This is a genomic window from Rhodococcus sp. MEB032 (assembly GCF_030208925.1).
GTDB classification, from domain to species: domain Bacteria; phylum Actinomycetota; class Actinomycetes; order Mycobacteriales; family Mycobacteriaceae; genus Rhodococcus_F; species Rhodococcus_F qingshengii.
Genome location: NZ_JARVSY010000013.1, coordinates 115,595 through 137,457 on the forward strand (window position 1 = coordinate 115,595; position 21,863 = coordinate 137,457).

At 61.3% G+C, this 21,863-nt stretch carries 24 protein-coding genes and 1 tRNA gene; 14 read left to right on the forward strand and 11 right to left on the reverse strand.

The window, feature by feature from the left end; genetic code table 11:
- The first annotated feature begins 45 nt into the window (after positions 1-45).
- Together QRN54_RS16085 and QRN54_RS16090 are read left to right on the forward strand one after the other, a co-directional pair.
- A complete protein-coding gene (locus tag QRN54_RS16085) occupies positions 46-1,023 on the forward strand; it encodes a YihY/virulence factor BrkB family protein (RefSeq protein ID WP_003943713.1) in 978 nt (325 codons plus the stop codon).
- 316 nt (positions 1,024-1,339) lie between these two features.
- On the forward strand, positions 1,340-1,543 hold the full coding sequence (locus tag QRN54_RS16090) for a cold-shock protein (RefSeq protein WP_003943666.1): 204 nt from the start codon (positions 1,340-1,342) through the stop codon (positions 1,541-1,543).
- 130 nt (positions 1,544-1,673) lie between these two features.
- On the opposite strand, the gene QRN54_RS16095 is transcribed toward QRN54_RS16090, so the two are convergent.
- Positions 1,674-1,913 (reverse strand): CDGSH iron-sulfur domain-containing protein, encoded by a 240-nt coding sequence (locus tag QRN54_RS16095; protein WP_003943717.1) that lies wholly within the window; start codon positions 1,911-1,913, stop codon positions 1,674-1,676.
- Here QRN54_RS16095 and QRN54_RS16100 point away from each other — a divergent pair, their 5' ends adjacent.
- Entirely contained in the window at positions 1,914-2,963 is a 1,050-nt protein-coding gene (locus QRN54_RS16100) for an iron-containing redox enzyme family protein (RefSeq protein ID WP_007726547.1), read from the forward strand.
- On the opposite strand, the gene QRN54_RS16105 is transcribed toward QRN54_RS16100, so the two are convergent.
- Positions 2,920-3,618 carry a HemK2/MTQ2 family protein methyltransferase gene (locus QRN54_RS16105; protein ID WP_037131016.1) on the reverse strand — a complete coding sequence of 233 codons (699 nt, stop codon included), beginning with the start codon at positions 3,616-3,618 and terminating at the stop codon, positions 2,920-2,922. The genes QRN54_RS16100 and QRN54_RS16105 overlap by 44 nt on opposite strands.
- A 109-nt stretch (positions 3,619-3,727) precedes the next feature.
- Here QRN54_RS16105 and QRN54_RS16110 point away from each other — a divergent pair, with 109 nt between their 5' ends.
- The 5 genes from QRN54_RS16110 (at position 3,728) to QRN54_RS16130 (ending at position 7,731) form a co-directional block, all read left to right on the forward strand.
- Positions 3,728-4,495, forward strand: a complete 768-nt coding sequence (locus QRN54_RS16110; protein WP_003943624.1) for a GAF and ANTAR domain-containing protein — start codon at positions 3,728-3,730, stop codon at positions 4,493-4,495.
- 233 nt (positions 4,496-4,728) lie between these two features.
- Complete coding sequence (locus QRN54_RS16115) at positions 4,729-5,433, forward strand: glycosyltransferase family 2 protein (RefSeq protein WP_076948781.1); 705 nt, start codon at positions 4,729-4,731, stop codon at positions 5,431-5,433.
- Entirely contained in the window at positions 5,430-6,368 is a 939-nt protein-coding gene (locus QRN54_RS16120; protein WP_007726542.1) for an acyl-CoA dehydrogenase family protein, read from the forward strand. The genes QRN54_RS16115 and QRN54_RS16120 overlap by 4 nt, the downstream gene beginning before the upstream one ends.
- Positions 6,362-7,120 (forward strand): PIG-L deacetylase family protein, encoded by a 759-nt coding sequence (locus tag QRN54_RS16125; RefSeq protein WP_003943643.1) that lies wholly within the window; start codon positions 6,362-6,364, stop codon positions 7,118-7,120. Before QRN54_RS16120 ends, QRN54_RS16125 begins: the two co-directional genes overlap by 7 nt.
- The gene (locus QRN54_RS16130; protein ID WP_136472448.1) at positions 7,117-7,731 is read left to right on the forward strand and encodes a class I SAM-dependent DNA methyltransferase; all 615 of its coding nucleotides are present in this window, start codon (positions 7,117-7,119) and stop codon (positions 7,729-7,731) included. The genes QRN54_RS16125 and QRN54_RS16130 overlap by 4 nt, the downstream gene beginning before the upstream one ends.
- Positions 7,732-7,783: 52 nt before the next feature.
- Here the strand turns inward: QRN54_RS16130 and tatA are convergent, their stop codons facing one another.
- The 3 genes from tatA to QRN54_RS16145 are packed head-to-tail and all read right to left on the reverse strand — an operon-like array spanning position 7,784 to position 10,251.
- Positions 7,784-7,960, reverse strand: coding sequence for a Sec-independent protein translocase subunit TatA (gene tatA, locus QRN54_RS16135; RefSeq protein ID WP_003943732.1), 177 nt, complete (start codon positions 7,958-7,960; stop codon positions 7,784-7,786).
- Positions 7,960-8,631, reverse strand: coding sequence for a Rid family hydrolase (locus tag QRN54_RS16140; protein ID WP_003943640.1), 672 nt, complete (start codon positions 8,629-8,631; stop codon positions 7,960-7,962). The genes tatA and QRN54_RS16140 overlap by 1 nt, the downstream gene beginning before the upstream one ends.
- Before the next feature lie 39 nt (positions 8,632-8,670).
- Complete coding sequence (locus QRN54_RS16145; protein ID WP_041814722.1) at positions 8,671-10,251, reverse strand: flavin monoamine oxidase family protein; 1,581 nt, start codon at positions 10,249-10,251, stop codon at positions 8,671-8,673.
- Between the two features lie 238 nt (positions 10,252-10,489).
- On the opposite strand from QRN54_RS16145, the gene QRN54_RS16150 reads away from it, so the two are divergent.
- Together QRN54_RS16150 and QRN54_RS16155 are read left to right on the forward strand one after the other, a co-directional pair.
- The gene (locus tag QRN54_RS16150; protein WP_285182421.1) at positions 10,490-12,001 is read left to right on the forward strand and encodes an APC family permease; all 1,512 of its coding nucleotides are present in this window, start codon (positions 10,490-10,492) and stop codon (positions 11,999-12,001) included.
- Positions 12,001-12,753 carry an IclR family transcriptional regulator gene (locus QRN54_RS16155; protein WP_007726535.1) on the forward strand — a complete coding sequence of 251 codons (753 nt, stop codon included), beginning with the start codon at positions 12,001-12,003 and terminating at the stop codon, positions 12,751-12,753. The genes QRN54_RS16150 and QRN54_RS16155 overlap by 1 nt, the downstream gene beginning before the upstream one ends.
- Before the next feature lie 3 nt (positions 12,754-12,756).
- On the opposite strand, the gene QRN54_RS16160 is transcribed toward QRN54_RS16155, so the two are convergent.
- The 3 genes from QRN54_RS16160 to dcd form a co-directional block, all read right to left on the reverse strand.
- Complete coding sequence (locus tag QRN54_RS16160; RefSeq protein WP_058038933.1) at positions 12,757-14,280, reverse strand: hypothetical protein; 1,524 nt, start codon at positions 14,278-14,280, stop codon at positions 12,757-12,759.
- Between the two features lie 328 nt (positions 14,281-14,608).
- Entirely contained in the window at positions 14,609-14,893 is a 285-nt protein-coding gene (locus QRN54_RS16165; RefSeq protein ID WP_058038931.1) for a hypothetical protein, read from the reverse strand.
- 25 nt (positions 14,894-14,918) lie between these two features.
- A complete protein-coding gene (gene dcd, locus QRN54_RS16170; protein WP_003943702.1) occupies positions 14,919-15,488 on the reverse strand; it encodes a dCTP deaminase in 570 nt (189 codons plus the stop codon).
- A gap of 305 nt (positions 15,489-15,793) precedes the next feature.
- Here dcd and QRN54_RS16175 point away from each other — a divergent pair.
- A tRNA-Gly gene (locus tag QRN54_RS16175) sits at positions 15,794-15,867 on the forward strand.
- A gap of 2,242 nt (positions 15,868-18,109) precedes the next feature.
- On the opposite strand, the gene QRN54_RS16180 is transcribed toward QRN54_RS16175, so the two are convergent.
- Positions 18,110-18,298: a hypothetical protein gene (locus QRN54_RS16180; RefSeq protein ID WP_218695599.1), complete on the reverse strand. Its 189-nt coding sequence runs from the start codon at positions 18,296-18,298 to the stop codon at positions 18,110-18,112.
- Positions 18,299-18,356: 58 nt separating this feature from the next.
- On the opposite strand from QRN54_RS16180, the gene QRN54_RS16185 reads away from it, so the two are divergent.
- From QRN54_RS16185 to QRN54_RS16195, 3 genes are read left to right on the forward strand one after another with little or no spacing between them, the layout of a single operon-like run.
- Positions 18,357-18,719: a GntR family transcriptional regulator gene (locus QRN54_RS16185; RefSeq protein ID WP_218695600.1), complete on the forward strand. Its 363-nt coding sequence runs from the start codon at positions 18,357-18,359 to the stop codon at positions 18,717-18,719.
- The gene (locus QRN54_RS16190) at positions 18,716-19,651 is read left to right on the forward strand and encodes an ABC transporter ATP-binding protein (protein WP_285182422.1); all 936 of its coding nucleotides are present in this window, start codon (positions 18,716-18,718) and stop codon (positions 19,649-19,651) included. Before QRN54_RS16185 ends, QRN54_RS16190 begins: the two co-directional genes overlap by 4 nt.
- Positions 19,648-20,388, forward strand: coding sequence for a hypothetical protein (locus QRN54_RS16195; RefSeq protein WP_007726514.1), 741 nt, complete (start codon positions 19,648-19,650; stop codon positions 20,386-20,388). Before QRN54_RS16190 ends, QRN54_RS16195 begins: the two co-directional genes overlap by 4 nt.
- Positions 20,389-20,537: 149 nt before the next feature.
- Here QRN54_RS16195 and QRN54_RS16200 read toward each other — a convergent pair whose 3' ends face one another.
- Together QRN54_RS16200 and QRN54_RS16205 are read right to left on the reverse strand one after the other, a co-directional pair.
- Positions 20,538-21,029, reverse strand: a complete 492-nt coding sequence (locus tag QRN54_RS16200) for an FBP domain-containing protein (RefSeq protein ID WP_007726512.1) — start codon at positions 21,027-21,029, stop codon at positions 20,538-20,540.
- Positions 21,030-21,229: 200 nt separating this feature from the next.
- Entirely contained in the window at positions 21,230-21,847 is a 618-nt protein-coding gene (locus QRN54_RS16205) for a hypothetical protein (protein WP_007726510.1), read from the reverse strand.
- Positions 21,848-21,863: the final 16 nt, after the last annotated feature.

Below are 21,863 nucleotides of genomic sequence, written 5' to 3' on the forward strand. Positions count from 1 at the left end.
GACTAAGGTTCGTCGGGCTGTCCGACGAGCTGAGAGAGACCGAGAATGACAATCGCCAAGCGCCTCGATGCCTTGCAACAGAAGCATCCGGCCCTGGGGTTCCCGATAGCGGTCCTCTACAAGTTCCTCGACGATCAAGGTGTTTATCTAGCCGCGCTGATCGCTTACTACGGCTTCGTCTCGCTCTTTCCTCTTCTTCTGTTGCTCTCGACCATTCTCGGCTTCGTGCTGTCGGGCAACCCTGAGCTTCAGCAACAGATCTTGGACTCCGCGCTGCATCAGTTTCCGGTGATCGGTGACGACCTGGGCAATGCGCAACAGATCGGCGGCGGTGTCACGGGTCTGGTGATCGGAATCGTCGGTGGTCTCTACGGTGGCCTCGGTGTCGCTCTGGCTTGCCAGAACGCGATGAACACGGTGTGGTCGGTGCCCCGAAACATGCGACCGGATCCCATCCGCGGGCGTCTCCAAGGGCTACTACTCCTCGGCACGATCGGTCTCGCGATCTTGGGGACCACCGCTGTCTCCAACATCGGCGGTGCGCTTCATCTGGGCGGTTCGTTCAGCTTCCTACTGACCCTTGCGGTAGTCGTCTTGAATGCGGGCATCTTCATCGTCGCTTTCCGGCTCACCTGCGCCCGCCCGCTCTCGGTAGCCGATGTGGCACCTGGAGCGATCGCCGCTGCTGTTCTCTGGCAAGCACTTCAGTCCTTCGGTGCCCTCTATGTGACCTCTGTGGTGCGGGGTGCCTCCACCACCAATGGCGTCTTTGCCATCGTTCTGGGTTTGTTGGCCTTCTTGTTCCTCGCTGCAGCCTCGATCGTCATGTGCGCGGAAATCAACGTCGTGCGAGTCGACAAACTCCATCCGCGGGCGTTGTTGGCTCCGTTCACCGACAACACCGAACTCATCGAAGGCGATCGGCGCACCTTCGCCGATCAAGCAAAAGCACAACGCGCGGTTCCCCACGAGAACATCCATGTGACGTTCGACGGGCACACCAAACCCGACGATTCGGACTGATCTCGACCCCGATCGAGTTGGGTATTTGGTCCCCTCCTCGGTATCGGGGTGGCATTCTGCGCCGCGAATCCAGATTTAACACAGGTGTTGTCATTTCGCGCTGCATCGAAGGGACGAATACATCACAGCAGGTAAACGCGCATAGTTGAACAATCACCTGCTTCCGACGTGGTCCCGGAACGGGACAAAGCCGTCAAATACTGCAACTCGCCATCCATCTAATTGGAGACAGAAAAAGAAGAGCATGGCAGGATCAGGTGTGAGACCGGACTCTCGATGGGAGGGCTCGGCTCGATGGATCCAGGAGAATTTGGTTATGGCTCAGGGCAGTGTCAAGTGGTTCAACGGTGAAAAGGGCTTCGGATTCATCGAGCAGGAAGGTGGCGGACCGGATGTGTTCGTTCACTACTCGGAGATCCAGGGCAGCGGCTACAAGTCCCTCGACGAGGGCCAGAAGGTCGAGTTCGAGATCGGACAGGGCCAGAAGGGCCCCCAGGCTCAGAACGTTCGCGCCATCTGAGTTCGATCCCAGTCTGACTTCAGACTGAAAAGGCTGGACGCTGCACCGCATGGTGCCGGCATCCAGCCTTTTCTTGGTTTCCGGGTCGTCTCGGTTCACGGGTCGGGCTTGTTCCGAATATTGGCACCGGTTACGTCGCTCGCGCCCGCTTCTTCTTGTGGGAGCTGTCGCAGAACGGCGCGATGCCGGTCCGCCCACATCGACACAATGCAACCGTAGAGCGCTTGTTCTCTATCGGAGTGCCGTCGTCACGGAGCAACTCGAAGTCACCACGCACCAGCAGCGGGCCGTCCGTGCAGGCGGTTATGGTGGTGTTGTTACCGGGAACACTCGGTGTTTCGGCAGATGACGATTCGGGAAACGCGGTCATATGTCCTCTTCAGTTCTCGATTCGGCCACTGGTGTGCCCACTTCCATGCCTGTTCCACAGGCCCGCGGCCCACTGAGCGCCACTCTCGTTTCCATTCTGCGCTCCTCGGCCGATCCGAGGGAGATTACGGCTGCCGCTGACGCGTACGAGGATGCACAGTCCACCGACCTCACCTACGACATTCTTCGTGACGACGACGCTCAGCTGACCCTGACGCTCCTCTACGAGCTTCATTTGCAGGGAATCGAGAACGTCTCGGACAAATGGGAGTGGAATCCGGACCTGCTCGCGGTGCGGTCTCGGCTCGAAGAGCGTTTCGAGTCCGCCATCGCGCAACTCGTGGGGACAGTGGAGTCGTCTGGCGACGTCGTGGCCGACCTCTGGTCGATGACCGCCCCCAGTGCAGGCCCAGGTCTTGCGTCCTTCATGGCGAAGGATGCAACGATCGATCAGTTCTCGGAGGTGCTGATTCACCGTTCGCTCAATCAGCTCCGCGAGGCGGATGTGCACACCCTCGGAATTTCGCGTCTCTCCGGTGCCGTCAAGGCCGCCCTCGTCGAAGTGCAGAGCGACGAGTACGGAGGCGGTCGCGCAGAGCGAATGCATTCGCGTCTTTTTGCCGACACCATGCGGGCTGTGGGTCTTTCGGACCGCTACGGCCACTACATCGATTCTGTTCCCGCGGTAACGTTGGCGTCGTTGAATGCTCTCTCGCTCTTCGGTTTTCATCGCCGCCATCTCGGAACGCTGGTCGGGCACCTGTGCGCTGTCGAGACCACGTCTGCGCTGCCGAGCAAACGATACAGCGCAGGACTGCGCCGACTCGGATTCGGTTCGGGCGCGACACTGTTCTACGACGAGCACGTGGAAGCGGATTCCGTTCACGAACAGATCGCCGTTCGTGACCTTGCCGGCGGTCTCGCTTCTTCGCAGCCGCACCGCACTGATGACATCTTGTTCGGCGCCGCAGCGTGCCTGGCGTTCGACGATCTTCTCGGCGATCACCTCACATCGAGTTGGGAGAAGGGCAAGACTTCGTTGCGCGAATGATCACGAGTTGTTCGATTTCCTGACCGGTGGTGATCAACCCTCGTGCCTCGAGCATGGTGCGCCTCTCGCGCATCACGGGTCCGAAGGGAACGTACTTCCGCGCTGAAATCTCTACGGCCATACCGTGTTCTTCGAGTATCGCCTCGGTCTTGTCGACCCCACACAGCACCGATTGCAGGAGAAGCAGTGTGCCGCCCGGGACGAGCACCTCGTGAACGGTGGCTGCGATCCTGTCGATGAGGGCGCGTCCGTCCTTGCCTGCGTCCCAAGCACGTTCGATTCCAGCGGTAGGGAGATCATCTGCAAGAGCAGGGACGTACGGCGGGTTGGAGATCACCAGATCGAAGAGTTCGCCGTGCACCGCCTCGGTGAGGTCGCCACGACGGGAGTCGATCGAGGTTCCGTTGAGGATCCCGTTGAGACGAGCATTGGCACACGCTCGGCGAGATATGTCGACCGCGACGACGTGGCCTGCGCCTGCCGCTGATGCCGCGACAGCGAGGGCGCCGGTCCCCGTGCACAGATCCAGCACCCGACTGCGAGCGGTGAGGCGCTCGAACAGCAGCGCATCCGCCAGTAACGACGTGTCGTGTTGCGGTGGATACACACCAGGTAAACGCAGGATCATCATCGGCTCCTCTTTTTCAGGCGACATCGCACATCGCTGCGTGCGGCTACCCAGGAACCTCGGATTTCATGCAACATCGAAGCAAAGACCGCCTGGAACGGTTACATCGCCGCAATTTGCGGAGTAGACCTGAATCATGACAGGCAATGCGGACACCCCACAGGGAGCCGCGGCGTTTGCTTCCGCAGCAGATTCGCTCGACACCCTCGCCGAAGCGATTGCCGGACTCCGGTCCACTCTGAACACGGACGCGCATCTCGACTCCATGCTCCAACGTCTGGCCGAGACGGCGGTCAAAGCGCTGCCGGATGCCGATGCTGTCAGCGTGACGGTGCTGTCCGCCGATGGCCCACGAACTGCTGCATCTACCGCGGACTACCTTTCCGCGATAGACGATGCCCAGCATTCCGCCGATCGTGGTCCGTGCGTTGACGCCGCGCGCACCATGTCGTCGGTTCGGTCGAAGGTGGGTGATCACGACGACAAATGGCCGGAATTCACCGCCGAGGCCCGGAAACAAGGTGTCCGGTCCTACTTGTCCGTGCCGCTCACCATGGGCGAAGGAAGCACCGAACTTCTCGGCGCGTTCAACGTCTACGGATTCGCCTCGACAGAGTTCAAGCCCTTCGACGAAGAGTTGATGAAATTGTTCACCGCCGGTGCGGGCGCGGCGATCGCAGATTCACGACGCTGGCGTCAGGCACACGAGCACATCGAACAGTTGCACTGCGCCATGGAATCTCGTGCCGAGATCGAACAAGCCAAGGGCGTGCTGATCGCCATCCACGGCATCGACGCCGACGAAGCATTCAGCCGGCTCGTTCAGCAATCGCAGCACACCAACGTGAAACTGCACGAGGTGGCCCGGATGCTCGTCGATTCGGTGCGCCACCGCCGGTTCTGAAGATTCTTCGGTGCAAAACCCCGTTTTGCACCCGAAAGCACAGTCGCAAAACCCCGTCTTGTACCCCGCCGGCACATCTCTCAAACGTATCCAGAGATGTTTCACCGAAACAGTTTTCGACCTGCACGGCTGCTGGCGGTCGCGCGGCGGCCCCCGTCCGAAATGTGGTTATCTGTTGAGAACCGGGACGAAAGAAGACCCGACCGTACCAGGGTGAGGAAAGGATCGTCACTGTGCCAATCGACCAGGTTCTTGTCGTAGTTCCCGCCCACAACGAAGCCGAAGACCTCCCCAATTGCCTTCGTGCACTCGCAACAGCGGCGTCTGCTTGCGTTGTCCCCGTCCGAGTGGTTGCCGTCCTCGACAACTGTTCGGACGGAACCGCGGGGGTCATCCCTGACGGGGTGGAAGTACTCCGCGTCGAGCATCAGAACGTCGGCCGTTCGCGAGCGACGGGTTTCTCTGCGTTCGGCGCAGATTTGGGGGCCTCAGCGTGGTTCGCCACGACCGATGCCGATTCGGTGGTCGGCCCCACCTGGATTGCGCGCCAATTGGAGTATGCGCGTACTGCGGACGTCGTCGCGGGCACCGTTCGCATCGCGGACTGGGAAGGCCATCCGCACTCCGTTCGCGAACGGTACGAACGTATGTACCACGCACATCCCTATGGTCGACACGGTCACGTCCACGGTGCCAACCTCGGTGTCCGCGCCGATATGTACTGGGACGTCGGAGGATTCTGCGATCTCGAAGAAGACGAGGATGTCGATCTCGTCCGGCGGTTGAGCGAGGCCGGTGCCTGTATCGCGTGGGCAGAGGACATTGCGGTCACCACGTCTGCGCGTCTCGACGGCCGAACTCCGGGCGGCTTTGCCGGACATATCCGTAACCTGGGTGGTACGACCGCCGATAACGAAGAAGCGGAGCTGGCACGATGAAACGACTACACACACTCCTGGACGCAGGTGGACTGTACTTGCCGCTGCCCGGCGGCGGCGCGACGGCCGCACGGTGGACCTCCCTGGCAGAGCTCACACGGGAGAATGTGGTTCTCGGCCGGATGGCTGAGGCTCACACCGATGCCGTCGCGATACTCACCGAACTCGACGGACCGGATCCCGAACCCGGGCAGCTGTGGGGAGTGTGGGCGGCCGAGCCACCCCAACCTGTGGTGAATGCGTCTGAGCACGTGGGGATCTGGACGCTCACCGGTCGCAAGTTGTGGTGTTCCGGCGCCAACACCTGCACGCATGCACTGATCACCGCCTTGGTCGACGGTGTCCCCTCCCTCTTCGCGGTCGAGCTCGGACTACCTGGGGTGCATCCCGTTCCCGATTCGTGGAAGGCCGTCGGTATGGCCGAAAGCGACTCCAGCGCGGTCGACTTCGACATGGTTCCGGCCATACCGGTCGGGACGGCAGGCGACTACCTGAGCCGCCCGGGGTTCTGGCACGGCGCGATCGGCGTGGCTGCATGCTGGTACGGCGGCGCCTGCGGCGTCGCTGATCCGTTGTACGACAAGGCTGCAAGCAGCGAAGACCCCTACGTACTCGCACACCTCGGTGCGGTCGATGCAGCGCTCGCCGCAGCGCGCAACGCGCTCGCAGTCGCGGCGGCCGAGATCGATGCGGATCCCTTCGACGAAAATGCCGAGGCCATGCAGCGGGCACTCCGTGTGCGCGCAATTGTCGAGCGCGCCGCTACCGAGACCCTGGATCGGGTGGGACGCGCTCTCGGCGCCGCACCGCTCTGCATGGACGCCGCGCACGCGGCACGGGTAGCCGATCTCACCGTCTACTTGCGGCAGAGTCACGCCGAGAAGGATCTCGCCGAGCTGGGCCGGATTGCAGCCAAGGGGAAACGGCCGTGGTGAACTCGAAACTGTTCGCGCAGAAACCTGTCGACGACGGCGGTACTCCCGAATCGACATGGCGGGAGTGGGGAAGAAGTTTTCCGGAACTGGATCTCACCGGATGCTCACGATTGATCATCGTCGCTCCCCATCCCGACGACGAAATACTCGGTCTGGGCGGAACCGCTCTTCTGGCAATACTTTCCGGCATCAGTGTTCAGGTCGTATCTGTCACCGACGGCGGAGCTTCGCATCCCGATTCACCGACCGTGACTCAGCCCGAGATGGAACGCCGTCGACGGTCCGAGTCGGATCGGGCAGCGCGTGTCCTCGGAATTCCCACACCGGTTCGATTGAGCATCCCGGACGGAAAGATCGGCGAGAACCGACAGGAGTTGACCGACCGCCTCAGCTCGATTCTCGGTGATTCCTCGGCGGATACCTGGTGCGCCTCCACGTGGCGCGGGGACGGCCACCCGGACCACGAAGCCACCGGAGACGCGGCGGCGAGGGCGTGCGCGGACACTGGATCGCGCTTGATCGAGTATCCCATCTGGGCGTGGCATTGGGCCGCGCCGGATCATGCGGCAGTCCCATGGGAAAGAGCACGAAAGGTGACCTTGCCCTCCGACGTTCAGGCTGCGAAATCTGCTGCCACCAATGAGTTCACTTCACAGATCGCTCCGCTTTCCGATCATCCCGCGGATGCACCCATCCTCCCCCGCCACGCGATGGAACGACTACTGAGGCCGTACGAGACGGTGTTCGTATGAGCGATCGTGAACTCCCCGCGGATTACTTCGCCAAGATGTATGCCGCACAGTCCGACCCATGGGATTTCGAATCCCGCTGGTACGAGCAGCGGAAGTACGCACTCAGTGTCGCTATGCTCCCGAAACCTCGATACCGTCGCGCATTCGAACCGGGGTGCTCGATCGGGATTCTCACCGAGAAGTTGTCCGAGCGCTGCGACAGCGTTCTCGCCACCGACATCGTCCCGACCGCACTCGAGAGCGCTCGAGCGAGGCTTACCGGACATGACTCCGAATTTCGGCTCTGGGCGTTGGGTGACGACTGGTCCGAAGAAACCTTCGACCTCGTCGTCATCAGCGAAGTCGGCTACTACCTGACCTTCGAAAAGCTCATCGAGGCAATGCTGCAGGTCGTCGAGCATCTCGAGCCTGGCGGAACGCTGCTGTGCGCCCATTGGCGTCACGTCGTACCGGAGTATCCGCAAAACGGTGACGCCGTTCATTCGGCTGTGCGCCAGACCCCGGGGTTGGCGCAGTTCGCGTCGTACCAGGACGAGGACGTGCTGATCGATGTCTTCGTGAAGGGTCCGCCGTCACCACCGTCGGTAGCTCGTTCCGAAGGTCTGATCTAGTAGACCTGTGCGCGGTTGAGGAGTGTGGGGACTCCTCGACCGCGCACGGGGGTCAGTCTCGCTGCTCCAACGCGAGGTCCGTATCCGACTGCAGTTCACCGACTTCGGACTTCAGGATCCGCATCGACCTGCCGAGGCCCCGGGCCGCGTCGGGCAGCTTCTTCGAACCGAACAGCACCACGAGCACTACTGCGACGATCGCCCAGTGAGTCGGGCTGAGCGCGCCCATCAGGCGGGTTCCTTGCCGTCGGGGTACACCGCATCGACCTCTACCTCGACGAGCCAACCGGCAACGGGCAGTCCGGCAACCTCGAGGGCGAAGCGGGTGGGCCGGGCACTGTTTCGCTCGATCGGAGCGATCGGCTCGGCCGTGCCCATCGGCACCAACTCGGTGTCACCCGTGTCGAGATTGGTGTTGGCGAAGAACTGCCGGTACGCGCGATTCCATCCTGTGTAGTCGGCCTTGTCCGATCCCGGCGCGTTGTCGAGGAAGACGCGCATCGTCACGACGTCTTCGAGACTCAATCCTTGTGCTTCGAGGTTGTCGCGGATCTTCTTGAGTACGTTGATGCCCTGCGCCTCGGTGACGGTGACACCGGCCGGCAGAACACCGCCGGAAAACTGACCGTCGATGTACGACTCCGGCGAACCTTCCGGCGCCGCCTTGTTTCCTGCCGACGGACCGATGCCGCTGGTCTTGTAGATCGCGGTGTCGCCGCCGATCGCGACGCCCTGAGCGATCATCGGGTTTGCCTGCCCCGCTTCGAGAATCGATTTCGAGACGAACGAACTCGATGTGGTCTCGGCGTCCGCCTCGTCAGACGAGCAGGCAGTGGCGAAGCCCAGTAGCGTGGTGGCGGCGAATGCCGCTGCAAGGACCTTGGTGCTGCGAGATTTCATGATTAGACCTCCAGAAAAAGTGATGGGAAACGAAGCACGTCAGGCAGTTTGCGCAACACGCTGATGCAGGTGGGTCACGACGTCCTGCGCGGACGTGAAGGCCCCGTGCTGCCAGGCGATGGCGTTGGAGAGGTGATCGCCGGCGAAGTAGATCCGGTCGACGGGTTCGAGCAGCTTGGTGTACTCGGGAGTTGCCATGCCGCCGTGGGAATCTCCCGCGCCGGCCCATGATGCCCAGGCGGATTCCGAATACTTGGTGCGACGCCAGCTTCCGGAGAAGGACGACGAGATGTCGCGAGTGTATTTGTCGCCGTGGATTTCTGCGCCTTCGGCGATGGCCTTTGCCAGCCGCTGACGGTGGGTGAGCGATTCGAAAGCCTGTTGACGCTTACCCGAGCTGTAGTACGCGACGACGACGCCGCGGTCGGAGTTGTAGTGATCGTAGGGGAACATGATCTGGGAGATGTCGCGGTCGGTGTTGGACGCGCCACCGTAGATGCGGTCCTCGGTCTCCCACCACCGACGCGAGTATTCGATACCGAGCTTGCCCGACGACGACGGCTTGGCTGCATCCAACGCGAGCAGGATGTCGGAGGGCAGATTGTTGTTCAGCCGCTTGATCAGGTGCGGCGGGATCGTGCAGATTGCGTAGTCGGCGGTGATCGACTTGGTCTTGCCGTCGACGACGTAGTCGACGGTGACGCCTTCCGGCACGTTCTTCATGCCGCTGACCTCGGCGCCGAACTCGATGTTGTCCATGCCGATCGCGTCCTGGAACTTGTAGTAAATCCGGTCCATGCCGCCGACCGGGGTCATCATCGTCATGGCCTGGTCGTAACCGAACTCGAAGGAGAATGCACGCCCGATGCCGCCCTGGATGACATCGCTCATCCCGAATGGTTCGATCTCGGTTCCGAAGTTGAGGCCGGCGCCCGGCTCCGCGGAGTGCCCTCGACGCGAGGATCCGACATAGCGGCCGTCGCTGGAGAGATCGCCGAAATCGGTGAGGAAGGACGAGAGTGCTTCTTTGTCTTCCTTGCTCAAGACCTGGTCGAGAGCGCCCTGATTGGTGGCCTTCTGCAGCAGCTCGGACATGTATCCGTAGGTGTCGGCTTTGGCTGCTCGGTAGGTGATCGACTGATTCGCCAGCGGCTTGTTGCCGGTGTAGTTGACGAAGGTGTTCGCGTTCTGGTTTCCGAACATCTGCAGTTCGACGCCCAGTTCGCGGCAGTAGTCGATGGTGTTGTGATTTTGCGGAATACGCGTCGCACCGAGGTTGTAGAAGTGCCCTTCCGAGAACGTACAGGTCTGTGTCTCACCGTTCAGGTCGGTTTCTTCGGTGCCGTTGCGGATCGACCACACCCGACCACCCGGGCGGTTGCGTGCTTCGAGGACGGTGACCTTGTATCCGGCCTTCTGCAGTTCGTAGGCAGAGCACAGCCCGGACGGTCCGCCGCCGAGGATCACGACGGAGTGATTTCCCTTGACCTTTCCGATCAGGTCACCCGCAGCAGGTGCCTGAAATCGCCTCGGCGTCGACGCCACTGCCGGCGCCAGGCCGATGGACGACATAGCACCGAGCGCCAGGCCCGCGCCGCCGGTGATTCCCAGGCTGCGCATGAAAGATCTACGTGTGTATGGCATTCGAGCTCCCCAGTGTGCTCCCGGTGACCCGGGTGGTTGGTGTTGAACACAGACTTCAGGAGCGTTGGGTCCGGAACTTGACGCACAGGAAACAGTCGGTGGGGACCGAGTGAGAAACCTGCGAGCATCAGCATCGGGCTCTCTCACACGAGTGCGATCAGCGGAAGCATGCCCGCAATATCGGCGTTACAGAACCGGACTAGCGTGACGCGACATGTCCGCTCTCACCGAAGCCATCGCGCGGTCCTTCACCACGCGCGAGAAGCAGCCCCCGGCGCGATCACCGCTGCGGGCGTTGGGCCGTCGGCAACTCTCCGGTGCCGAGGTGCTGGCCCAGTCGGTAGCGACCACTGCTCCCGCTGTGTCGATGGTCGTTCTGCCCGTCACCATGCTGACGCACGGCCGGTTGTTGAGCGGGATGATCACCATCATCTCCGCCACCGTGCTGGTGACGCTCATTGCTTTCTGCGTTTCGCAGTTCACTCGCCGAATGGCTGCGTCGGGCGGATTGCACAGCTTCGTCTTTCGTGGCCTCGGCACTCGGGCAGCATTGACCACCGGCATCGCCATGCTGGTCAAGTACGTCGGCAGCGCGGTGATGACGCTCTATCACGGCGGACAGGCCGCAATCGCATTGCTCGGCTTCGCGGGTGTGCACGTGGACAAGACTTTTCACGTCATCGCGCTCTATCTGGGGATAGCCTTGCTGATTCTCGGTGCTCTCGTGCGAAGTGTCAGATTTGCCGCGCTCGCGATCCTCGTCGTCGAAAGCTGTTCACTTCTGTTCATCGTCGGGCTCATGATCCTGGGCGGTTCCGGAAGTCAACAAGCACAGATCGTTCCGCCCACCTCCGGCCACGGACTACTGCTCACCGCTCTGGCTGCCGTGTTTGCTCTCGCCGGATTCGAGAGCGCGGCCTTCGTCGGCCCCGAGGCCCGTCGCCCGCTGGTAACCGTCACCCGCACAGTCCTTCTCACTCCGATCATCTGTGGATCGCTCTTCATCTTTGCCGGCTGGGCCGCTTGGTCCGGGCGCAGTGACACCCTCGTCAACGCCTATCTCCACGGAACGGCGACGGGCGTGAGCCCCGGTGTCGTGATCGCTCTCAACGTCGGTCTGGGTTGCTCGTGGCTGGCGTCGTCGATGGCGTCGTCCAATGCTGCGTCACGCCTGGTCTATTCGTTCGGTGTCGAGCGCCTACTCCCCCGCCGGTTCGCCTCGGTTCACAGTGCCTTCCGTACGCCCTACTTCGCATTGACTACCGTGGTCTGCACCGTCCTGCTGGGCGGCGGAACCTTTGCCGTTCTCGGGCGCGGAGAAATCTTCGACGACGTTCGACTGACTGTTCGCGGCGCCGTCATCGTGGCCTATGCACTGACGGCTATCGCATCCGTTGTCTTCCTGACACGGATCGGCGAGCACACTCCCGGCGTTCGCGCGGCCGCGTCGTGTGGCAGTGGTGCCGGAGCGATAGTCCTCGGTTACCTGGTTTATGCCAACACGATCGACCACGCGTACGTTGCACCGATCGCCGTGCTCGTGATCCTGACTTCGGGCACACTCTGGCAGTTCTACCTGCGACGCCGAAGCCCCAAAAGTCTGCTGCACGTCGGCGCTTTCGACAGTCCCGAAACCGAGGACGTACTACCAGGAGCTGGGGTGTTCGCCACCGACGCAGCCGGAAACATCGTGCTGGTGGGCGAGCCGACTGCCGGCGCCCGCTGATGGTGGGCCGACCACGCGACCTCGGTGGGCACGAACCCCGAGCGGTTCAGCGCGCCCTTGCCCTCCTCGAGTCGGCGGCCAGGCTCGGATCGGGAGCCACCGCCAAGGACATTGCCGCCCTGGCCGACATCCCACCTGCCACTGCGTATCGGTTACTCAACATCCTTGTCGCCGACGGTTACCTGGTTCGGATCGCCGACCTCTCCGGCTTCGCACTAGGCCGACGCACCCGTGAATTAGCCGGGGCTGCCGCCGAACCCACACCCATCGACAATTCGGTGCTCCTCGAAGAACTCCGCGAACAGCTACGGTTCGGCGTCTACCTCGCGTCGTTTGCAGAAAACAGAATTCGGCTCGTCGATCGCGATCCCGACCACGAACTCAGTGGCGAACGGACACTGGTCACAGCCGTTCACGCGTCGGCTATCGGGAAGCTGCTCCTCGCCAACCGACCCGAATTGGCCGAGGCCCCACTGCGAAAGGTCACCGCACACACCATCACCGACGGCGACGCGTTGGAACTCGAGCTCTCGCGGATCCGGCGCGGTGAGGCCGCCCGTGAGGTCGACGAGATTCGTGTCGGACGCTCCGCCGTCGCCGTCCCGATCCACGACGCGGAAAGGTGTGTCGTCGGTGCCTTGGCTGCGATAGGTCCGACCGGCAGACTTTCCGTCGACGACGCAGACCTGGTGGCACTGCTGCGGGAGTACGCGGAACGCATCGTTGCACCGACGATGTCGAAGGCAAGCTGAAAGTCAGAGGCCGAACACACGTTTGGCAAAGCCGAGATGCTCGTCGGCCCAGCCGATGACGCCGAGCGTGGAATCGAGATTCTGCGGCGGAGTGCGCACCAAGGTGTCGCGTCGGACGAGTCGGTCGAAATCGATCTGAGCGCGGTCGAACTGGACCCCTGCCGTGACCATGATGTTCGCCAGTTCTTGCGCCATCACCCCGTACGCGACTGTCGTGGGATGAACGCCGTCGAGCGAGAAGAGGCCGCCCGAAGCGCGGCCGCCGCGACCGTCGGCGGAGAGGAACAGCGAGTCCGGCACGGGTTGCAAGTCGGTCAGCGCCTTGGGAAGGGGGTACGGCGTCCACCATGACGGCCGCGCATTGACGTCGGTGACGTAGCGCCGTGAGGCCACGCGCTCGAGCAACCCGGCAATATCGCAGAGGTACCAGTCCTTCCCCACCCGACGGGCATTCGCGACGGCTTGCTCGATTCCGTCGTTGTACATGTCGATTGCGGTGTCGACGGCCCACGCCTGCGCGCCGGTGATGTGCTGATCGCGTTGTGGGTCGAAGTCGGTGTCGCGCACCCACGGTCGTGCGTAGTACGGGAAGTAGCGGGATCCGATTTCGATCTTCCCCCCGAGCCCGTGGGCGATCGGTGCGATGGTCACGTGTGGGACGGTGCAGAGGATGACGTGCTGGGCGTTGATCTTGCGGATCGCGGCCAGCACCTCGGCGTACTCCGACGCGAAGTGCTCAGGCCGCCACACCGTGTAGTCGCGCTTGCCGCCCGGATCACGGAAGTTGTTGCCGCTCCACTCGACTCGAAGTTCGGTGACGGTGCGGAGCGCGTTGTTGGCACCGAGGAAGACGATCAGAGTTTCGATGCCTTCCTTGCCCAACTCCGCTGCTGCGTCGAACGCGGTCATACGCTTCTCGGCGTCGGAGCCTCGCGGCAGAACTCGCAGTGCGGCGCGCTCGCCGTTGTTCTCGACGATCTGGCTGATCAAATCGTCGTGCGGTTGGTGAAGAGCATCCTCGCAGCCCTGCGCCGTCTTGGTCAGAGCGTCACGAAGATCCCACCCGTACACCGAGAGGTTGTGGTTGATTGCCGAGAATGTCGGCGCTTCGCTGCCCGGTCCGCGTTCCCAATAGTCCTCTACCTGATCCATGAACGCGCGCGCAGCAAAGAGTGCGAGCGGCACCTCCCAGAGGTCGAGCCGTGGGCCGAAGCGCTCCTCGAGGGTGCGGAGCAACAGTTCGATGTTGAGCGGAAGCCCGCCCGGGCCGCCGTAACGGGGAAAGCGGAACTGGTCGAGCCGGCCCAGCTGGTGAGCAATGATCGCCGGATACGACAGATCGGTATTGAAGATCGCCCCGCTCTGGAATCCCTGCGACAGCGAATCGCCGATGACCACCAACCGGTTGGGAGCATCTCCCCCTGGCGGAACTACCGGAATCCCCACTGTGGGATCGAACTGCGGAACCCTTGGTCCGCCGGCGGCCGCGGCCACGACGTCGTCGGGAGTATCGGATGGAAGTTCCATGCCCACTCACCTCCGGAAAAGTCCAGCTGGTCAGCTTATCAGTGGTGGCTTACGCCGATCGGCATTGTCCTGCTCCGATTGCTTCTCGATCGACCTGACAACCTCGTCGGCCCACTGTTGATTTCGCCCGTCGAATTCCGCGCGGTCCCGACGCGCGATACCCCGCCCCACCAGGATGGCAATCGGAATGGAACACACGACCCATACGAGTAGTACGCCTCCGACAATCCACCACATAACCAGTAATTGTGCCCGATTCGACGACTGTTGTGCTCCAGGTCGAAACATCTGTCCGAATCGTGGCGGTCAATCCAGGTGAGCGCGCAGGTCAGAAACGATCTGCGTCGACGGTTTCACGGGCTTTGCGAACCTGATTCCAACCACGAGCGGCGATGCCGAAGGCAACAAGCGACATCAGATCCGAGACCGTCAGACCGTGTTCTCTGTTCAACGACCACAAGACCTGACCTTCCAGCGGTCCATTGAAGAACAGCCACGCCACCCCTGCACAGACGGTCGCAACAACACTGGCTTTGGACGGCTTCATCAAACACACGGTGCTGGTCACGAACAACAAGTTCATGAAAACCAGACCGTAGAAAATTCCGATCATGCGACTCCCCCCGAAGTTCGTTCGTTCAGCCGCGGTTGAAGTTCAGGTACGCCTTCGACGGTGTCGGGCCGCGCTGGCCCTGGTATTTGGATCCGGCCTCGGAGCTTCCGTAGGGGAACTCTGCAGCGCTCGAGAGCTTGAGCAGGCAGAGCTGTCCGATCTTCATTCCCGGCCAGAGCGTGATCGGCAGGTTTGCGACATTGGACAGCTCCAGTGTGATGTGGCCGCTGAAACCCGGGTCGATGAAGCCGGCGGTGGAGTGCGTCAAAAGGCCCAGGCGCCCGAGGCTCGACTTACCTTCGAGGCGGCCGGCGAGGTCGTTCGGCAGTGAGCACACTTCGAGAGTCGAACCGAGAACGAACTCGCCGGGATGAAGCACAAACGGCTCGCCCTCTGCCGGTTCGACCAGGCTGGTCAGCTCGTCCTGGCGCAGTGCCGGGTCGATGTGCGTGTACCGCGTGTTGTTGAAAACCCGAAAAAGACCGTCGAGGCGCACGTCGACGCTCGACGGTTGCACCATGGAATCGTCGAAAGGGTCGATACCCAGACGTCCAACGGAGATTTCGGCACGGATGTCACGATCGGAGAGCAGCACAGGTAGAGGTTACCGGTTCTGCGGGCAGTGCCGGCCCATCGCCGGGGCGATCACACTGTGGTTACCGAACACGATGCGCGGGTTCTGGACTCCCACGGGAGAGCCCAGCCCCACCTGTCTCAAGTTCTCCATCCCGAAAGGTGTTCCTGCGCACAATTTTTGGGCAAATCATTTACCGAAGGCGCCGACTTCGACACGCCTGTGTTGATCAATGGCGGCCGGGGACACCGCTGCTTGAAAGCTCGTCTGATAATGTTCGGAAAGCACGTTGATCGGCGGTGAAAACACGTCCGGTCGGCTGCGACGCCGATGTAGTTCAATGGTAGAACATCAGCTTCCCAAGCTGAATACGCGGGTTCGATTCCCGTCATCGGCTCCACAGATTCTCCGCAGTTCAGAGCCCTTTTGGGGCAGTCGAACTTCGCTTGTTTGGGACCCAATCCTGTGACAGGTACACGGCAGGTACACAACCCCCTCCATTCAGTGATCAGTCAATGTGAATCCAACGAAAATGGGGGTGCTAGAGGACCGCGTCTCGGAATTCTGCAGTTCATCGATGCAGTCCGACTGGTCGTCCCCCGGCCTGAATCGGTGTCCATTGCGCGCACTGTCAGGAGAGTGCTGTCGACCTCGAAGCCGATGGTCGCCGGTACCTCGGTTCGTTTGCCGTCCATCAGTGATTCGAGCGCGACTACCAACCGATGGGGTTGGAAACTGTCTCCGCTCGGACTCCGCGCGCTTATCAGTTGAAGTTTTTGAAACCGATCTGCCGTAGCGCACCCGGACACCGGGGACCACAACTCATGCAAGAATGCAGATCTTCTCACAATCACAACTGTGAAAATACCCAAGTTCGTCAAAAATCACCTTCGAAAAGAATCAAGTACGTATTCTTCCTCAGTATCGGACGCCCTAACCGTAAGTGCCAATGTACGACCATCGCTCTGCACGGATCCGGAGAGCCGGATAAAGCTCGAAGAAATACCCCAGTTTCGAGGACTGTCACATTAGCGTCGTGCTACCTTCCCGACGATCTTTAGAAACCGGCAGATTGGCCCCAATTCGATAGAAGGCCGTAAGTGTCCAGAGTCGAAACCTTATTCCCCGCAAGCATCGCAGCGCCTTCCCTGGTTATGACGTTCGGAGCTACGGCTTCTCACGCAACTCCCAAACCGGGCAACTTTGGCGCAGGTGCTTCTGGTGGACCTTGGTTGGTGGACTACAACTCCTCGAATCGCCTCGGATATATCAGGACAGTCACCTCATTCGGTCCAGGCTCGCCCGCTTACATTGCAGGTCCCAATTTCGACAGCAGGACATCTGCCCTGTATGCAGTAGCGAATCTTGCCGGGCCCTAGACGGAGCGAGGAGGTGAATTCAAATGGATAACGTCCTCTTTGCTATCGTCAACATGATCGTGGCGATGGCGAACGGTTCCACGATCCCCTTCTCATTAGAAGGCGCAGGGCCACTAACCGCTCCCGACTTGTAGAGAAGATCGGCCGACCGCATGTGGATGACATTTTCAGCTCTGCCTGAAACCTGCATATCAGCAGATGCGTGGATCGTGCGGTGGTCACAAACATAAGCTCCCCTACCTGGCCAGGAAGGGGAGCTTATGTTTGACAGGTCTCAAATAGTCGGTCGAGGCCGCCCCGAATAGGATCAGCAACCGAATGTCACAGCGCCGACTGGTTTGATCACGCGAGTGTGCACCGTGAGCAGAATTCACACAGAGGTCGATTAATGTGCATCTGCTGAATCAGCCTCCTCAGCTCCGTTTGATCGAATACGTCTGCTGGCTCGAGTGCCCTTGCCACGGTGAGGCAAGCTACCGATCTCGGACGCGGGCGGGCGCTGTCTCTTGATGTTGATGTTGACCACGATGGACCTGTACCTAGTTGGCACTGACCAATTTAGGTCGTCGAACAGGTAGCCGGTGGAAGCGCTTCGGTCTTCGGCCTCATCACGAGCGGCCGCTATGTGGTGAGAATCGGTCGGTCTCCTCTTGAAATGTAGTCGGCGAATCGTTCAATTCCTGCTTGTGAGAAGCTTCCTCGACCTGCGCGTCTAAGTGCGGCTTCGACGAATGGGAGCGGTTTCCTGCGGTATGTGCGGTAGATGCTGTCTAGTACTGGTTGCAGTGCCCGGCGTGCGAGGTCTGCTGTTTCCGGGTCTGAACCCCCGAATTTCACTGTCACATTCGGCATAGATACCCCTGCTGGTCGAGTGTCCGATTCCCTGGCCGGAAGCGTACGTATCGGGATTGCAAATCAGTACAGAAACACCAAAACGGGGCGCTAAGTCCCTACTTGCGGTGGATACGACTCCGTCTTTGGGTTGACGAAAAGGGGCCCGACCGCCGCGTGCGGTCCGGCTTCCGTTCTACGACTACGGGTTACGCCCCGAAGCCGAGGCTGGTGGTTTCGCCTGCTTCACGGGTGGGTGGCGAACTGCCGATGCTGCCGGGTGTTTGCGTCAACGCATAGCGAACTCCCCAAGCTACACCGTCCATGCAGAATGACCCCCGCGACATAGTTGCCGCCTTCGACGAGGTGGCCGAATTCATTGAGGCGATAACTACCGGCCACCCGAAGGTGCCCCGTCCCGTGGTCGACCACCTAGATCGGCGGTTCCATGGTTCCGAAGAAGCTCAATGCCTGTGCGCAACGCCCCGGGATCTGGAAGTCGTAGCCGGTCTGCATCCAAGCTGTTCCATCAGCCTCTGCGATGAATGTCCCGATGGGTAGCGCTCGGAGACCCAAGTCATCGGTGCCAGTTTCCGCGATCTCATTGCCAACATGCCCCATGACGTTCTATGGTTCATTACATGAGTAATGAACCAGTGAACACCGAGCGCCGGTCATCGTGATCGACGACGGACGACCACTGTTCCAACAGATCGCCGAACAGATCGAGAGTTCGATCATCGACGGCTCACTACCCGAAGACGGGCAGGTGCCCTCAACCAACGAACTGGCGGCGTTCCACCGAATCAATCCGGCGACGGCAGCCAAGGGCCTCAATCAGCTCGTAGGCGAGGGGATCCTCTACAAGAAACGGGGAATCGGAATGTTCGTCACGGTCGGCGCCCGCGACGCACTCAGGTTCAGACGACGAGAAGCGTTCGCGCGCCAATACATCGAGCCGCTGGTCACGGAGGCCGACCGGCTCCAGATTTCCCTCGGCGAACTCAAATCCATGCTGGACGACAGGAAGGCGGACCGATGAACGCAAGCACGACAACGACCGAGCCCCGAGTCAGGCGTTTCGACGAAACTGAACTTGTCGCCTCGATGCGCTCCGTGGACAGAAAGTACGGGGATGTCGACGCGCTCGCGGACGTCTCGTTCGAGATCAGCCGCAACAAGATCTACGGCCTACTCGGCCGTAACGGCGCAGGCAAGACGACGATCATGCAGATACTGACCGGGCAGGACCTGCACACCAGCGGCGACGTCGAAGTTTTCGGGGCCGCCCCTTTCGAGAATGCCGACGTCCTGGCGAACGTGTGCTTCGTCAAGGAAAGCCAGACGTACCCCGAAGACCTCAAGGTCAAGCACGTACTCGTCGCCGCCGGCCATCTACTCCCGAATTGGGACCACGCGTTCGCCGAGACACTGCTTGACGATTTCCAACTTCCCCTGTGCCGCAAGGTGAAGAAGCTCTCGCGCGGCATGCGGTCAGCGTTGGGAGTGATCATCGGACTTGCCTCCCGTGCACCGCTCACGCTTTTCGACGAGCCGTATCTCGGTCTCGATGCCGTTGCACGCCAACTGTTCTACGATCGCCTGCTTGCGGACTACGCCGAACATCCTCGCACTGTGGTGCTTTCGACTCACCTGATCGACGAGGTAGCCAATCTACTCGAGCACGTGATTGTCGTCGACGGCGGCCGGATTGTCGTCGACGCAGACGCGGATGCACTGCGTAGCCGCGCCGTGCTGGTATCCGGTCCCATTGATGCGGTGGATGCCGTTGCTGCGTCCGGCAGGGTCCTGCGCCGGGAGACACTGGGCGCCCACAGCCGAATCATGTTGCAGGCCGATGTGACAGAGACCGAGCGAAACCGACTGCGGGAGGCAGGAGTCCAAGTGGAACCGGCATCTTTGCAGGAACTTGTCATCGCGACTTCGACGCAGCGCAAGGAGATCACCGTATGAGTATCGCAACGACAGAGCCACGGACGGTCCCGAAGACGCCCGCTCGGTCCAGGATCGGTGCCGTCCTACAACTGCACACGGTCGCGTGGCCGTTGCTGATCGCCTGGCCAGTGGGCATCCTGTTGATCTCGTTCCTGATCAGCTTCACTATCTACGCGATCGTCGGGAACGAGGAGGGTGAGGGATTCACCGGCAGTGTGTTCTCGGTCTACGGTTTCGTGCTGGCGTTCTACCTCCAGTCGATGACGCAGACGTTCCCATTCGCGCTCGGACTGAGCGTGACTCGCCGCGAGTTCTTCACTGCCACCACGGTTATGGCGCTGGCACAGTCCGCAGTCTTCGCAATCGCGCTGCAACTGCTGTCCGTGCTGGAGTCCGCCACCAACGGCTGGGGTGTGCACATGCGCATGTTCGGCATCGCACGCTATTTCACCGACAACACCGCCGTACAGTTGCTCGCACTGTTCGCGACGCTGCTGCTGACCAGTTCGATCGCAATGCTGGCAGGTGCTATCTACCAGCGGTGGAGGATCACCGGTCTACTCGCCTCCCTCACCGGGCTTTTCGGCTTGCTCGGCTTGTCAGCGATCGCGATCACCTGGGCTGGGTGGTGGCCGGCGATCGGTTCGTGGTTTGTCGATACTCCCCGAGTGGTACCGATGGCACTACTCCCTCTGGCCCTTGCCATCGCGTGCATCGCCGGAGCCTGGGCGACGTTGCGTCGAGCAACGCCGTGACCGCGCAATCATGTGCGACGCCACATGTCGCGTCGTCTCGAAGTGCTCGTCGGATCAAACCCGTCTAGACAGCTCGTCCCCCTCCCTGAGTCAGGAAGGGGGGACGAACGTCGCAACAGGGTGCTATCTCGTCCCCGATTTGGTCCGCTCTACTGCCGAGCCACCCGCTCGACAAAACTCGAAGCCCGCAGCACCAGTTCATCTTTCCGGTTCTGGCGCGCAGCGGCGGCATCGTAGCCGGCATACGGGAGCGGGGGGTCGTTACGAACATTGGACGAGCACTGGAAGTCTCGGCAGATCAGTGTTCCGACCGTGCTGCCACGTCGACCGGCGGGCCCGGCCAACTTGGCGCCGTAGAAGACGACCTCGTTGGGGAGTCGCGTGTCGCGGCACCAGGAGCACTGGGCGCGCGATCGCGGAGTGGCCTCGGCTTGAACGAGCAAGACTCCGATGGTCTCCCCGTCGAGTGTCGGGACGATCGCGTAGGCGCGTCGGCCCATTTTCGGATCTCGCCAGCCCAGGTAGTCGAGAGCGTCGAAGTCGATGGTGCCGAAGCCGTCCGGCAGGGTGAGATCGGACTTCTCCTTACGACTCGCGTTGACGAGGCTGGAACGAATAGATGTATCGGTCAAAATGATCATGGGTGTATACCAATCGTGGCTCGGTGAAGGTGGGTACAGCTCATGGCCCGATCAGCACCAAGTGCTGTCGGGTCCGAAATGCGCTATCTGTCGCCGGCGAAGACGACGCCGACAACCCCCTCACGCCCATGGGGCGTCACCGTGTACGTATCCACACCGCGATGGTAGCTACAGGCCTGCGTTACAGGCCACTCGATTTATCAGTCACGCCATACCGCCGTGAACTCGTACCAAGGTCCGCCGAGGTGAGTTGCGGAGAAATCATCGAACCCCGATGGTGGGCCGCTGGGCGAGTACACCCACCCACTCGAGGTGATGAACATGCTGTCGTTGTCGATGAAGTAGACCTCATCCGGCCGCACGACATGGGCACTACTGATATCGAACTGGCCGATCTCGAGCTCTTCCACGGTCGATTCAGGCTGCTCCAAAAGACCAATCGCGATGGTCTCGAACTCTCCGCTCTTGTCGAGGAAAGTTGCCGGCGGCATCAACAACACCAGAGCTACTGCAGCGATGACGGCGATCGGGGAGGACAGAATCCACCACGACCACCGCCGGTCCTGGCCAAGGGCATAGAGGGTGCGGATCGCCCACACCAGACCGACCACGATCAAGATGAGCAGAGCCGCGGCGCTGACGAGGAAGGGATCCAACCATCTGTACTCCCCGAACGGCGAAGGCCACCAACCGTAATGCCGGCAGACCAACGCAATGAGCGGAACAACGGTGAATGCCAAAAGAATCGGCCCCGGTGGCTTGGACGACTCCGGAGGGTCAGCTACCAACCATTCACCCAGCGACTTCGGCCTTCTCATCACCCCACCGTATCTG